Annotated in this window: 20 protein-coding genes; 11 read left to right on the top strand and 9 right to left on the bottom strand. The window is 47.1% G+C overall.

Annotation, left to right across the window (positions count from 1 at the left end):
* Positions 1-33: 33 nt before the first annotated feature.
* Entirely contained in the window at positions 34-894 is an 861-nt protein-coding gene (locus KNQ09_RS03960) for an alpha/beta fold hydrolase (protein WP_214857521.1), read from the bottom strand.
* 243 nt (positions 895-1,137) lie between these two features.
* Between KNQ09_RS03960 and KNQ09_RS03965 the strand changes: the two genes are divergently transcribed.
* Together KNQ09_RS03965 and KNQ09_RS03970 are read left to right on the top strand one after the other, a co-directional pair.
* Entirely contained in the window at positions 1,138-1,821 is a 684-nt protein-coding gene (locus KNQ09_RS03965) for an ABC transporter permease (RefSeq protein ID WP_214857523.1), read from the top strand.
* 1 nt (position 1,822) lies between these two features.
* A complete protein-coding gene (locus KNQ09_RS03970; RefSeq protein WP_214857525.1) occupies positions 1,823-2,713 on the top strand; it encodes an ABC transporter ATP-binding protein in 891 nt (296 codons plus the stop codon).
* On the opposite strand, the gene KNQ09_RS03975 is transcribed toward KNQ09_RS03970, so the two are convergent.
* From KNQ09_RS03975 to KNQ09_RS03985, 3 genes are all read right to left on the bottom strand, one after another.
* Positions 2,702-3,313 carry a YdeI/OmpD-associated family protein gene (locus KNQ09_RS03975; RefSeq protein WP_214857526.1) on the bottom strand — a complete coding sequence of 204 codons (612 nt, stop codon included), beginning with the start codon at positions 3,311-3,313 and terminating at the stop codon, positions 2,702-2,704. The two genes, KNQ09_RS03970 and KNQ09_RS03975, sit on opposite strands and share 12 nt — an antisense overlap.
* A gap of 65 nt (positions 3,314-3,378) precedes the next feature.
* Positions 3,379-4,464, bottom strand: coding sequence for a diguanylate cyclase (locus KNQ09_RS03980; protein ID WP_214857527.1), 1,086 nt, complete (start codon positions 4,462-4,464; stop codon positions 3,379-3,381).
* Positions 4,465-4,619: 155 nt separating this feature from the next.
* Positions 4,620-5,003, bottom strand: a complete 384-nt coding sequence (locus tag KNQ09_RS03985; RefSeq protein ID WP_064299939.1) for a hypothetical protein — start codon at positions 5,001-5,003, stop codon at positions 4,620-4,622.
* 141 nt (positions 5,004-5,144) lie between these two features.
* On the opposite strand from KNQ09_RS03985, the gene KNQ09_RS03990 reads away from it, so the two are divergent.
* The 4 genes from KNQ09_RS03990 to KNQ09_RS04005 all read left to right on the top strand — a co-directional run bounded on the left by KNQ09_RS03990 (position 5,145) and on the right by KNQ09_RS04005 (position 8,521).
* Positions 5,145-6,149, top strand: a complete 1,005-nt coding sequence (locus KNQ09_RS03990; RefSeq protein ID WP_214857528.1) for an ABC transporter ATP-binding protein — start codon at positions 5,145-5,147, stop codon at positions 6,147-6,149.
* Positions 6,146-6,940 carry an ABC transporter permease gene (locus KNQ09_RS03995; RefSeq protein ID WP_193748180.1) on the top strand — a complete coding sequence of 265 codons (795 nt, stop codon included), beginning with the start codon at positions 6,146-6,148 and terminating at the stop codon, positions 6,938-6,940. Before KNQ09_RS03990 ends, KNQ09_RS03995 begins: the two co-directional genes overlap by 4 nt.
* Positions 6,937-7,728, top strand: coding sequence for an ABC transporter permease (locus KNQ09_RS04000; RefSeq protein WP_064299937.1), 792 nt, complete (start codon positions 6,937-6,939; stop codon positions 7,726-7,728). The genes KNQ09_RS03995 and KNQ09_RS04000 overlap by 4 nt, the downstream gene beginning before the upstream one ends.
* 262 nt (positions 7,729-7,990) lie before the next feature.
* On the top strand, positions 7,991-8,521 hold the full coding sequence (locus tag KNQ09_RS04005; protein WP_064299936.1) for a hypothetical protein: 531 nt from the start codon (positions 7,991-7,993) through the stop codon (positions 8,519-8,521).
* Positions 8,522-8,589: 68 nt separating this feature from the next.
* On the opposite strand, the gene KNQ09_RS04010 is transcribed toward KNQ09_RS04005, so the two are convergent.
* From KNQ09_RS04010 to KNQ09_RS04020, 3 genes are all read right to left on the bottom strand, one after another.
* Entirely contained in the window at positions 8,590-9,012 is a 423-nt protein-coding gene (locus KNQ09_RS04010; RefSeq protein WP_023468160.1) for a MarR family winged helix-turn-helix transcriptional regulator, read from the bottom strand.
* A 19-nt stretch (positions 9,013-9,031) separates the two neighbouring features.
* On the bottom strand, positions 9,032-9,451 hold the full coding sequence (locus KNQ09_RS04015; RefSeq protein WP_029341581.1) for a MarR family winged helix-turn-helix transcriptional regulator: 420 nt from the start codon (positions 9,449-9,451) through the stop codon (positions 9,032-9,034).
* Positions 9,452-9,604: 153 nt separating this feature from the next.
* Positions 9,605-10,135: a hypothetical protein gene (locus KNQ09_RS04020; RefSeq protein WP_064299935.1), complete on the bottom strand. Its 531-nt coding sequence runs from the start codon at positions 10,133-10,135 to the stop codon at positions 9,605-9,607.
* A gap of 199 nt (positions 10,136-10,334) precedes the next feature.
* Between KNQ09_RS04020 and arr the strand changes: the two genes are divergently transcribed.
* The 3 genes from arr (at position 10,335) to KNQ09_RS04035 (ending at position 11,553) form a co-directional block, all read left to right on the top strand.
* On the top strand, positions 10,335-10,736 hold the full coding sequence (arr, locus tag KNQ09_RS04025) for an NAD(+)--rifampin ADP-ribosyltransferase (RefSeq protein ID WP_214857529.1): 402 nt from the start codon (positions 10,335-10,337) through the stop codon (positions 10,734-10,736).
* A 20-nt stretch (positions 10,737-10,756) separates the two neighbouring features.
* The gene (locus KNQ09_RS04030) at positions 10,757-11,272 is read left to right on the top strand and encodes a hypothetical protein (protein ID WP_064299933.1); all 516 of its coding nucleotides are present in this window, start codon (positions 10,757-10,759) and stop codon (positions 11,270-11,272) included.
* 104 nt (positions 11,273-11,376) lie between these two features.
* Entirely contained in the window at positions 11,377-11,553 is a 177-nt protein-coding gene (locus KNQ09_RS04035; protein ID WP_156501836.1) for a hypothetical protein, read from the top strand.
* A 17-nt stretch (positions 11,554-11,570) separates the two neighbouring features.
* Here KNQ09_RS04035 and KNQ09_RS04040 read toward each other — a convergent pair whose 3' ends face one another.
* A complete protein-coding gene (locus KNQ09_RS04040) occupies positions 11,571-12,002 on the bottom strand; it encodes an Rrf2 family transcriptional regulator (protein ID WP_058265849.1) in 432 nt (143 codons plus the stop codon).
* Between the two features lie 163 nt (positions 12,003-12,165).
* On the opposite strand from KNQ09_RS04040, the gene KNQ09_RS04045 reads away from it, so the two are divergent.
* Positions 12,166-12,801 carry an NAD(P)-dependent oxidoreductase gene (locus tag KNQ09_RS04045; RefSeq protein WP_214857530.1) on the top strand — a complete coding sequence of 212 codons (636 nt, stop codon included), beginning with the start codon at positions 12,166-12,168 and terminating at the stop codon, positions 12,799-12,801.
* A gap of 128 nt (positions 12,802-12,929) precedes the next feature.
* Positions 12,930-13,112, top strand: coding sequence for a hypothetical protein (locus KNQ09_RS04050; RefSeq protein ID WP_214857531.1), 183 nt, complete (start codon positions 12,930-12,932; stop codon positions 13,110-13,112).
* Positions 13,113-13,169: 57 nt separating this feature from the next.
* Here the strand turns inward: KNQ09_RS04050 and KNQ09_RS04055 are convergent, their stop codons facing one another.
* Positions 13,170-13,451, bottom strand: a complete 282-nt coding sequence (locus KNQ09_RS04055; protein WP_214857533.1) for a hypothetical protein — start codon at positions 13,449-13,451, stop codon at positions 13,170-13,172.
* Positions 13,452-13,483: the final 32 nt, after the last annotated feature.

The raw sequence follows: 13,483 nt of genomic DNA on the forward strand, positions 1-13,483 counted from the left end.
CCTTTTTACTTTAATTCCATAATAAACCATTTTTCAAATGGAAGACAATCTTTTTCCGGACGTCCAGTAGTGACGAATCGCTTCGATGATGACGTCAGGACGATCCCAGTGTAATAGATGTCCTGTCTCGGGGACGAAATGGACCGTCGCTTGCGTCATCTCATGTAATAGATCCGTCGCATGCTGACGGATCGATGCTTGATCTGTCGGTAACGTAGCGACGTACAACTGAATGTCCACTGGTGGAACGTCCGGGAGGAAATCAAGAACATCATCATGGTGGAGCGCGCGTACGATCGCAGCAGCCGTCTCTCCTCGCGCATGCCAGTGGTATCGTCCTTGCTCCATCCGAAGAAGATCGGCACCAGCTAGATCGAGGGAGGGCGAGCGACGTGCATCCGGAGCATAGACGGCAATGTCCAAAAATTCTTCCCATGTCGAAACGGAATCCTCGAAGTCTTGTTTATAAAAAGCAACTTCTTCCTCTACGGAACGACCGTAAAGCCGTTTACTGTGATAGCCGCCGTCAATTAAAATCGTGCCGAGCACACGATCCGCATGTTCAATCAAATAATAGAGCGAGAGTACACTGCCCCACGAGTGCGACAAGGCATAGCACCGCTTGATATCAAGGATGTGTAAGACTTCGTCGATCCAGCCCGTAAAGGGTTTCATGCGATAGTGTAGAGGGTCTGAGAAAGCTGGTGTTTTGCCGTGACCGGGTAAATCAATCGCAATCAGACGGAATTCGTCCGCGAGCGCTTCAGCGATTTCGATGAAGCTGAGACTCGTACTGCCGAGTCCGTGCAGACAGACGATCGTCGGAAGCTGTTCGTTTCCCCATTCCGTAATATGAACGGATTGATGCTGACAGGTGATCGTATAACGTTTCATTTGCCGTCTCCTTTTTTCTTTTTACTGTACCATGAGGAGAATGTTGGGAATTGAAAAATAAGGAAACTTTCTTCAAAGAGTAGCGTAGAGTAAGATGACACGTCATTTACATAGAGGAGAATTCACATGGAAACCATCATCACGATGCTCTTAACAGCCGTTACCTTATATGGACTCGGTGTCCTTGTCACGAAAGTAAAAGAACGCTTGCGTTAATCAAAAATATGTCCGAAGGAGTCCGTCATGTTTCCAATTGTAAAACAAGAATTCACGAGCAGCTTCAAAAGCGTCAAAGCGATTCTATTGATTCTTTTTCTGACGATCACGTCCGTCTTCACAGCATCGTATTTGACGAGGCATCCGGAACTGCTTGCTGGCGTTAATCAACCGTCTGCCTATACTTCAAGCATTAAGTTCTTCATCCTGTTCTTCGGGTTTCTATTCGTGACTGCGTTATCGCACGACATCATCAATCGTGAAATCGAGACGCGAACGATACGTTTACTGGTCACGAAGACGTCGCGTCAGCGAATCGTTTTGGAGAAGTTTCTCGGTTCATTGTTGTTCTGGTGCGCGACGCTAACGATCAATTTCCTGATTGTCTCGCTCTACGCGCAGCAATGGTTCTGGATCGATTATCTGTCGGTTCTGATCGTCATCCTATACATCACGAGTTTCAACATCTTTTTATCTACGATGATTGCGAAGCCTGGTTTGACGATGTTTCTCGGTATTTTTCTCGGAATCGTCGTACCGATCATCGGTCTCTGGTCAGCGTTCTCAGAAAAATGGTATCTGGTACCGTTTCAATACATCTTGCCGTATCACGCCGTCATCATGTCTGGAACGTTGTTACTGTTACCTGTTTTATGGAGTGGGTTGTTTTTGACGGTCTCCTATCTCACGTTAAAGCGAAAGGATTTGTAGCATGAAAGCAATTGAAGTAAAAGGGTTGAAGAAATTGTTTGGTGCGAAGGAAGTCTTACGAGAAGTGAATTTGACGGTCGAACGAGGAGAAATCTTTGGTTTTTTAGGTCGTAATGGTGCTGGAAAATCGACGTTCATTCAGATTATGACCGGAATCACACAAGCGACAGGCGGAACTGTCTCACTTCTCGGTGAACCCGCTGATCAACTGGATGGCATCAAACAACGGATCGGGGTCATGCCGGATACATCAAATCTGTATCATGATATGACGGCACGTGCGTTTCTTAACTATATGGCAGGATTATCAGGAGTTCGCATCACGAAGCAAGAAGTTGGACGATTGCTTGAACAAGTCGGATTAAGCGGAACGGAGCGACAAAAGATCGGGAGCTTTTCGTTCGGGATGAAGAAAAAGATCAGTATCGCACAAGCGCTCACCGGAAATCCGGAATTACTTTTTTTAGATGAACCGACGTCCGGTCTTGATCCAGAATCGGCGATTGATATCCAGCGATTGTTGCTTGCATTAAAAGCAGAAGGAAAAACGATCTTCTTAACCTCGCATAACTTGAATGAGATCGAAAAGATGTGTGACCGTGTCGCCATCATGACGGAGGGAAGGATCGTCCGCTATGGAACCGTTGAATCCTTACAAGAAGCAATGAGGCAGGAGATTCAAATCCGTATTCGGACTGTTCCGCGATTAGAGCCATCGCATCTGCCAGCATACGCTCGGCTTTTGTCGCAAGCTGATGATTGTACACGGCTTGATTTATCGACGGAAGAGGATATTCCAGAGTTACTCGTCATGCTTGCGGAACAAGACGTCAAAGTCTACGAGGTGCAGATCGAACGTCAAACGTTAGAAGAGATTTTCTTAGCGGTCTGACCGACTAGCCTCTAATTCCGTCTCCGGAACATCTTCGAGTAAAAGACGACCCCCGTCATTCCACTGACCGTACATCTGATTCAGTTTCGTTTTTTCAATCAACGTCTGCAGACGTTTTTCATAGAGAGCGGGATCCTTACGTACACTTTGAATCGTATCAATCCGAATCCGTCGATAGAGCTCCGGGAAGTCATTAAACTGTTCATAGACGATCGGGTCTTCTTGTAGACGCGTCTGGATCGTGTCATCGATGACGAATGCATCAGTGCGCATGTCTGGTAGAACCTGTCGTCCGGACGGTTGCATCAAGCCGAGGCGCTCTAAGCGACGGACTCGTTCCTTGTTCAGTTCGGTCCAGTTACTGTTTTTTCGACGCGGGGTGAATCGTTGCGCCAGTTCGCCGTCTTCGGTCTTCTTTGCAATTCCATCAATCCAGCCGAAGCAAAGTGCCTCTTCGACAGCATCGAGATAAAGTAACCCATCTCCGGCTTGTTTTCGACTGAGAATCACCCAGCAGAAGGTCGCGTGATCTGCGTGGTTCGTCAGCCACTGTCGAAAGCCATCGCGATCGGTAAAGCGTAAGACATTCGTGATTTCCACGTTCGTTCCTCCATTTCAGATAGCAGTGCCCCCTTCACGTCACGCGAGGGGGGCACTTTTTTTCTTTAACGTAACGGGTCATGATGAAAGACACAATTCCGACCACTCTTCTTCGCTTGATAGAGGGCAGCGTCTGCCTGCTGGATCGTCTGCAGAAAATTATGGGTCTCAGACGGTTGATGCGTTTGGCGAGACACACCAATCGATAACGTCACTTGCAGCGGTTCCGTCGCTGATAACTCATACGTCCGTTTGGCACTGGCTTCACAGATTTGTTCCGCGAGTCGACGCGTCTCCGGCAACGAATGCTCCGGCAACAGCATCATGAACTCTTCGCCGCCGAATCGTCCGAGCACACACGTTGGGGGACAATACGATGCTAGCAAAGAGCTGATTTGCCGTAAGATATGATCACCGCGGTCATGACCGTAAGTATCATTGACCTGTTTGAAATGATCGACATCGATGATCATGATTGAAAAATCCGTTTGTTGTGATTTGTACCGTTGGACGGTCTCTTCTAGACGACGTCGATTATCAAGCCCTGTCAATGTATCCGTCAAGGCAAGACGCCGATGCATCCGGACTTGATTGAAGTGCCAGCGGACTTGATGCAAGATGCTGTGCAAGAGAAAACCAGCGCAGCCATTCCCGACGAGAAAGATCGTCATCGCTGTCACGTCATTCGGTTGAACATGTTGAACGTATGGTAAACAGAGAATAAGTGCAATCGTGAAGATGACCGGAAACGAGATGAATCGATCCGGTGCTTCATTTTGTAAGTACAAGACAACGATGCTGACGATCAGATACGTACCGATCAGCCAATAGGCATGAGCGGAATCAAAAACGAACGTTTGAAGGGAAGCGAAGACGAGGGTCGTGATGAAGCCGCTACTGATGCCTCCATAAATGAAAGCGATGACGATCAAGGTAATCGACAAATCGAAACGGAATCCCTCATAGGTGATGGCGTTATGGATGACCCAGTAGCCGGCACCTGTCGCAAGAGTCAGTACTAACAGATTTTTCTTCAGCCAGCTGTCGAACGTGTTTCGAAACTGAAATCGTTTAAAAAAGAACAGGGAGATGAGCACGAAGAAAAAGGTCAGAGCGACGTTGAGGATAAGATGGTTCAGCGTATTCCACATATTCGTGTTCCTCTCAAATGAGTTCTGAAAAATAACTACAAAAAAATGTTTCATTCAATGAATATTTATTCTATATAGCCAACGATACCCTAAAGATGTATGAAAATATCTTGATTTCCGTATATTTTAAAAAAGATTAGATTTCTTCAACTAAATCAATAATACTCTGAGATTTTCTCACGTGAAGACTCGACGAGATAATCAAGTGAGACGAAATTGCGAATGAATGCATACGAGCCAATTTCCTCGATGGATACGCCTAATCTCTCTGCCTGGTGACTGCGGACGTCTTCTGTTGATTGCAATATCTCGAAGCCTGCCGCTTGCATCCGCTCCCCGTCGAATTCGAGCGTAACGACATCTCCATCCTGCCAATCATTTTTTAATTGATGAAAGTGCGTTTGATACGCTGCGCTTGGAGGATCGACTTCAAAGGCGATCCAGCCTGTTGGTGCATCGATTTGGAATGTCGGTGACAATCCACCGCGTGTCACGATTGATTTCATGTGATGCCGATGTGTCATATGGCGTAATAGCATGGTCAGACCACTCCTTTTTTTCTATTATTACGCGACAGCGTCAGAATATCGAGAAAAATTTTCAAAAGAGATGGAAGAATCTTGGATTTTTCTGGTATACTACGTTTTCGGAAAGCGTTTGCACAAAAAGGGGGAGAATACATGCAACCATATGCCGTCAAAGCAACAGGACTAACGAAACACTATCAAATCCTACAACGGGAACCGGGATTACGCGGAGCGATCAAAGCGTTGTTTCACCGGACGTACCGGACGAAAGAGGCGGTCAAAGCGATTGATTTGACGATCGCACCAGGAGAACGGGTCGGCTATATCGGTTTTAACGGTGCCGGGAAATCAACAACGATCAAGATGCTCGCTGGAGTCTTGCGTCCGGACGCGGGGAACGTCCGGGTATTCGGACTTGATCCACACGCCGACCGCGTCAAGAACGCATCGCAAATCGGAGCCGTCTTCGGTCAGCGGACGCAACTGTTCTGGGACATTCCGGTCCAAGAATCGTTTGAGCTGTTGAAGGAAATTTATCAAGTACCGACTTCCGAGTTTGCCGAGACACTCGCGTGGTTTCGGGAGAAGCTTGATCTGGCACCGCTTCTAGACGTACCGGTCCGACAACTGTCGCTCGGACAAAAGATGCGCTGTGAACTAGCCGCAGCCTTCCTGCATCGACCAAAAGTCGTCTATCTCGACGAACCAACGATCGGGCTTGATATCGAGATCAAGGAGACGATCCGTCACTTCATCCGTGAGATGAGTGATCGCTGGGGGACGACCGTCATCTTGACGACACACGACATGCAGGATATCGAGGAAGTCTGTGACCGTGTGATCGTCCTCGACGACGGTAAAATCATCTATGACGATACGATCGATCAGTTAAAGGCATCCTTCAGTCACGAGCGGACACTTCGAATCACGCTCGAAGAACTGGTGCCGTTCGCTTTACCGACAGTGTTGATCAATCGTGTGATCATGTTTGAGACGGATGAACTAACGTATGAGCTCGCCTTCGACGACCGAGAACTGTCAAGCGGTCAAGTCATCAAGGAAATCGTTTCGCTGTACGCCGTTCGGGACGTCTCCGTGTCCGTACCGAAGATGGAGACGTTAATCCGCAAGCTCTATCAAGCGGGGATCAGTGCATGAGAATACGTAAATATACCGCGTTGATGCGGTCCCAAATCAAAGTTGATCTCGCCTACACAGCCTGGTACTGGGCAAGCATGTTTAGCGTGACGATGCGTCTGTTCATCCTCTATTTCTTCTGGCAAGCCGTGTATGCCAATAAGACCGATGTTTCCGGTATCTCGCTGTCAACGATGCTGACGTATGCGGTGCTTGCGACGATGATCGATCAGTTCCGCGGGGGTGCCGGACGCGATCTCGCCCGAATGATCAAACAAGGAGCAATCGCAATCGAGTTGCTCCGTCCGTATCACTTGCTCGATAAATTACTCGCCCAAGACATCGGCTCAAAAGTCTCGGTCTTGTTCCGCTCGATCCTACCACTCGTCCTCGTCTCGATCTTGTTCATCGGCGTGGATCGACCACAGTCATGGCTAGCTGGCATTGCCTTCGTCGGTAGCGTGATTTGTGCCGTGTTGCTCGCGACATTGATTGATCTGCTCGTCGGCATCTTTGCCTTCTATACCGTCAACATTTGGGGACTATCCGTCTTACAAGACGCCGTCATCACGATCATGTCCGGTGCAATCGTCCCGTTGACGCTGTTCCCGGACTGGTTTCAGACGATCAGTCTGTACTTACCGTTTGCTTCACTCGTCTACGTCCCGGTTGCGATCTATACGGGAGAAATTGGTGCAAGCGGCATCCTGCAGGCGTTACTGATTCAAATCGGTTGGTTGATTGGGTTCTTTGTCATCTTGCGGATCACGTTTGCGCTTGCAATCCGGAAAGTGACGGTGTTCGGCGGATGAAACGATACATAAAACTCTACTGGTTGTATGCCAAAAGTCATTTTAAGGTCATGATGGAATATCGGATCGATTTCCTGATTGGTGTCTTGTCGGTCTTCGGTCAACAGTTCGCCTCACTCTTTTTCCTGTCGGTCGTCTTTCAGCATATCGAGACGCTAAACGGTTGGGACTTTTACGAGATCCTATTCATTTACGGGATTGCCTTTTTAGGACGAGCCTTACACCATATCTTCTTTGATAACTTGTGGACGATCGGCTGGCAGTACATCCGGACCGGGAATCTGGATCGGTTGTTGATGCGCCCGGTCAATCCACTGTTTCAAATCGTCGCCGAGCGCGTTCAGCAAGACGGGTTCGGTCAACTGTTGATTGGCGGTGGCGTACTGTACATCGCCTCGGATCATCTCGATATGATCTGGAGCTTCGGTGATGTCTTGATGCTGATCGTACTTGTTCTTTCAAGCGGATTGCTCTATATCGCGATCAACCTGTTTTTTGCGACGTTCTCGTTCTGGATGGTCGACAGTTTACCGGTCGTCTCAGCGGTCTTCAGTCTGAGTGATTTCGCTCGTTATCCGATGACGATCTACTCGAAGGTGTTGATGTTCGTCTTGACCTACATCATCCCGTTCGGATTTACTGCCTTTTATCCGGCGATGTATTTCTTTGATGGAAAAGGCTATGGAGTGATGGCGATTGCGACACCACTTGTCGCGATCATCGCCTGTTTGATCGCTTATCGTTTCTGGTTGTTCGGACTGAAGGCATTTGCGAGTACGGGATCATGAAATAAGAAGAACCTTGAAGTGTTGCGACGCTTCAAGGTTCTTTTTGGATGTTTTTATCAGCTCGTTCGTAAAGATTTTGCATAGTTGAAAGATCAGCGATGTCAACTGTGTACAGCAATGGATGATGGTTAAAAATCAGGTTAAGAAAAATAATCCGTTCCCTTGATTCCTGAAAAAGGAAATTTTAAGTGTCTTGATTTTGTATAATGAAGAGGGAAGACGGAAGGAATATAAACATTATTCAAAGGAGGAGTGTAGTGAGATGAGAGTCGTAAGAGTTGACCGATTGGTAGTGGCATTGAGCATCTTTAGTGGACTTCTCGTATCCTTGGGTCGCTCGACGCAAGTGTATCCGCAATCAAGCAGCGGCAATGGGAATCTAGGGCTTATACCGCTCCTGCTACTCCTATTGATTTTTCCATTTGGCATCAGTCTCGTGGTGCAATGGATGAGAGCAGCGCGGTTACGTTTTTTATCCCTAATCGGTTTATCGATCTGTACGATGATCTATCTTGTGTGTGGCATCTTCTATCAAGTCGAGCAATTCAGCCAGTATCAAGTTTTCGTTAAACAACAAGTTAGGGCGGAGAATGGAACGATCGATGAGAGTTACTTAACAAGTATTACGTCGGTACCTTCGCCCTATATGAACAGTCAGTTCTTTAACAGCAATACTTTCTTGATTTACTGGGCAAGCATCTTATTAGTGGCAAGCTTGATTGCATGGTGGACTCGAAATAAATCGTTATTGTCGGATTCAGATAAAAGGAATACGTTCCCATTTGAACAATGAAAGAGTCCTTCTCTCTACTGTGCTTTCAGAAGAGAGAAGGACTCTTTTGTTATAACGATTACGCGCATTTAAAAATGATCGCTTTGCATCTTATGAAGCAATTGGTCGAACGTCTCGTGGTCCTTTGATGTAAAGGCACGGAAATAGCGATCATCAATCTCTTCGATCTCAGGAGCTGATGTTTGAATCAGCGCTGCACCATCTTCCGTCAAGAGAATCCGTTTTTCCCGGTTGATTCGTTTTCGGATGACGAGGTGTTCCGCCAGCAACTTCTTGACCGTTTGCGAAATGGCACCGCTTGAGAGTTCAAGCGTGCGTTCAAGTGATTTTTGCGTCGCACTCTCTTGATGATACAGGGTCATCAATAAATCAAATTGGGACTTCGAGAGTCCTTTTGGTTTCAATACATCGTTGACTTCTTTCGAATAACGAGAATGGATCCGCTGAATGGCGTTCCAGTGTTGCATTGAAGATTCGAATGTGAAGGTCATGATTTTTCCTCCTCTTCTGTCATGCAGGGTTGAGCTTATCGAAGAAACGGATTAATTCTTCCTGTTGTCGAGCCGTCAAAGCGGCGAATTGTTCTTGTTGAAAACGTTCGTAAGCGGGCAACACTTCTTGCAGAATGGCTGTTCCTTTTTCCGTCAATAGCAGATAGTTCGTCTTCCATTTGCGCTTGCGGGTGATGAGTTGCCGATCAAATAAACGTTTGATTCCGTGTGAAATCGTGCCATCGGTCACTTGGATCCGTTCCGCGATTTCCTTCTGGCTCGTGCATGAGGTCGTTTGTAGGCAACGCAATACTTCAAGATTCGTATGGGAGAGATCCCATTGTTTCAAGAAAGCATTGACGCGCTTGATTTGTTGATTATGATACGTCGAAATCGTATGCCAGCATGTCATGGGATATGTCTCTGTCATTGTTGTCATGGGGAACCTCTTAAATGTAGAATGTACTGCTGATGAATTACTTTTACCATACCATATTAAAAATATGTAGTGCTACTAGTTTGAACGCAAACCCATCACTTCCCATCATTGCCTAGGAACTGTATAAAAAAGACCTGAACAAGTCAGGTCGGTTCAGGAAGGAATCCCATTCGAAAGCGTGAGATAGGAATCCGTTAACTGGAATCCATATTTCGTAAAACATTGATCTGAGACGCGTCCTTGTAAGGTGATCGTCGCATAATCACCACGAATCGCGTAATGAGTGTACTTTTTTTCAATATCATGAATCAACGACTCAAGTAACAGACCACGCTCGCCGAGCCCTTCTTCACGAACGTTGATCTCAAGTAAACAGAATGTACCGTATTCGGTGAGGGACGTGCGCTCCGTTCGTTCATGAAGCACGGTTAAGAACGAACGTTTTGAGATGAGAGATCGACTATTAGGTGGTTCAAGAATCGTAACGTAATAACTGAGCGCTGGGGGGCGCATGTTGCGCGTGACTTCGACGACTTGCCGCTGATTGTTGTACGCGAGACCAACAAATTGTTCTTGTGGATGATGCGGCACGGTCAGTCCTTCTTGCTCACAAACGGTTTGCCACTCGGCTTCTGGAATCCAGACAGCCTCTTCGGTTTTCGCTAAAGCTTTAAAGAACTTCACGTTGAACGGATGACCTCCTATAGGGTATGTAAAATGACTATTCCCATCATGCCTGATGGCTAGACAAAAAACGAGTTACAATCTGACGACAAATGATCTTCCTTTGCTATAAGTATACCGTGAAATTTCGTTTTGAAACAGACTACACCTGAATCAATCGACTGTCTATACTGAGTGTATCCAGTCAGGAGGGGAGCGTATGAAACCAGTCGAAGGTCCGTTTTTCCATGGCACGAAAGCCACGTTGCGAATCGGTGACGAATTGAAACCAGGGCACGCGTCGAATTTTCGTGAACGACCGCTCCAGCACGTCTATTTCACAGCAACACTTGATGCAGCGAAGTGGGGCGCGGAGCTCGCACAATCTGACGCTCCGGAGCATATCTACCTCGTCGAGCCACTAGGAGCGTATGAGGATGATCCGAACTTGACGAACAAACGGTTCCCAGGCAATCCGACTCGGTCGTATCGTTCGACTGAACCCGTGAAGATCATTGCTGAACTCGGAGCGTGGGAGCGGCATACAGATGAAGAGATTGAGACGATGAAAGCATCCTTGCAGCGGTTACGCGCAGAAGGGAAGGATATGATCATTGACTAAAAGAGCGGGGGGAGAAAAGCTTGCCTGTACATGCTTTTAAATCGATCCAACCGACGAATGTGAACGTCATTGATCAATTATTAGTCAATCACTTGCACGCCATCCGCTTGAATCAAGACGACGAGCGTTTGATCACGATCCTCGAAGATCCGTTCGTTCCACCCATTGAAACGATCGTTGGCGTCTATTGTGTCTACCGGAAATCAATTCTTGATCTGTTGCAAGGTAGGATTGCCTCCATCGAATCGTATGACTTTCAGAATGCATCTGTGAAAGACAAACTCATGACAGCAGAAAGCGTCGAAGGAGTGCTTGATATGGCGACATTCGTCGTCATTGCCTCAGAAGACGACACCTATATGTCTCACTATTTTATCGGCGGTGAGGCAGAGAAACTTAATTCGATACTAAATGTATGCTTTGGTCATCCGAATTTGATTGACGAACAAGCATCAAAACATTCTATCAAACGCTTCGAGCAGGATGTTTTGATCGTTGAAAAGATGGGATTCATGAAATTGCTTCGAAATGAATAGAGAAACTAATTGAATGTAAGATAAGCACTACCACGTATTTTTTTGTCAGAATGTACTGCAAGGTGAAGATAGAATGGTACAATATGTAAAAAGGGGGCGTTTATATGTCTCGCTTCAAACAAGAAAAGAAACAACCACTCGATCATCTCCGCGATGGTGTCGATCAAGGTCTCGGTAGTGCCGTACCACGTGGGCAAAACGACGGGATGCGTGGTCTGGAGATGCTCGCGGTGCTTGTCGTCCTCGGTGGAGGATATCTACTATATCAATGGTTTTTCTAAAGCAAGAAGCATCGCCCTTACGAGGACGATGCTTCTTTTTGTTCGATTTCACTGACGATATCATCTAATGTGACGTGAGCGAGTACCTTCTCAAGCGCGGATTGTGCGAGCTCGAAGATGGGTGTGACCGTCGATTGGATGTTTCGTCCGACTGGGCAGTCTGGGTTCGGTGCGGCATGGACGCCGAACAATTCCTTGTCCGGTACGACAGCAACGGCGTGATAGACGTCAAGCAGCGTAATCTTAGACAACGGGCGGGCGAGTCGCGCACCGGCGACACCCGGACGGACCTCGATCAGATCGGCTTTTTTGAGCATGCTCATGATTTTACGGATGACGACCGGATTCGTATTGACGCTGCCAGCAATCAAGTCGGATGTCATCTTCTCGTCGGTCGCGATCAACGAGAGAATATGGATGCCGACGGAAAAACGTGTACTGATGGCCAACGGATGATCCTCCTTCTTAAAAACATTGTTCTCTCATTATACGTCGTATTGTTCATTTGGCAAGAAACGGGGAATAGGAACAACACTGTTGACAAACAAAGTAATTGTAACTATATTGGTTACATGTAATCAAAGTAGTTACATATCAAAAGGAGGAATCATCATGAACATCGGAATCATCGGCGCAACAGGAAAAGCAGGACAATTGATTTTACAAGAAGCAATCACACGCGGGCATGACGTCACAGCAATCGTCCGTAACGCAGCAAAGGTGACCGCAGACGTCACGATTCTCGAGCGCGATGTGCTCACGCTGACGAAAGACGATCTGAACGGGTTTGACGCCATCGTCAATGCGTTCAATGCAGCACCGGGTGAGGAAACGAAACATATCGAAGTCGGGCGTCATTTAATCAACGTGTTAGCAGGAAGTAAGACACGACTATTCGTTGTCGGTGGTGCGGGAAGCCTATTCGTTGATGCCGAGCATACAGTACGTGTCATGGAAACACCGGATTTCCCGGAAGCGTATTATCCGACAGCTTCGAACATGGGGAAAAACTTGATCGAACTGCAAGGGCAGCAAGACGTGACATGGACGTATCTCAGCCCCGCTGGATTCTTTGATCCGAGCGGTCAACGAACAGGAACGTATACGATCGGCGGCGAGCAGATGATTCTGAACGCAAAAGGGGAAAGCTACATCAGTTACGCGGATTACGCCATCGCTGTAGTGGATGAGCTAGAAAACGCGCAACATCTCAACGAGCGGTTCTCGGTCGTTGGCGAACAAGGGTGATGGTGTCAGACCGACTTACGTAGTCGGTCTTTTTTAATGGGCGGAGTGAGAGATACGGCGGAGGACGGATGGCATAATAGCATGGTTTGTTTAATATGAGAATAGAAACGACTAAAGGAGCTCAAATTATGATGCGACGATGCTTTAGTATCATCAGTCTATTAGCTGTCTTGATCGTCTGTACGACATCGACGCAACCGTCCCGGTTCGAACGTTCGGAACCCGTCGCGACGATCGAGGATCATTACGAGGGACAAATCAATTGGCCGAGTGAAAGCGATCCGTTGATAGAACTTCACGCCAAACCGTGATCTACATATTGCCGATCAAAGCCCGTCTCCTTGAAGAAGACGGGCTTTTTGGTGACGTTAAATGACAGTCATTGCGTTCAAGAAGACGAACAAGAACGTAATGCCGCTCGTCAAAATCAAAAAGGGGAGGACGATCAGTAATTCAAGATGCGGACGAACACCGTGGTAGAACAGAAAGAACAGTGTCAAACAGGCGGTCGTGATCGTCAACGCAAGTGAGGCAATTAATTCATGAAGGGGTTCAACGAACGGAATGAGGTTCGATCCCGTAATCGTGTCAAAAGCGAAACCGAAGGACAAAAAAATGAGTAAGTACAAAAGTGATTTTTGACGAAACATGCGGCATGTCTCCTTTACTGAACGATATACTC

It is taken from the genome of Exiguobacterium sp. s191, from assembly GCF_018618955.1.
GTDB lineage: Bacteria > Bacillota > Bacilli > Exiguobacteriales > Exiguobacteriaceae > Exiguobacterium_A > Exiguobacterium_A abrahamii.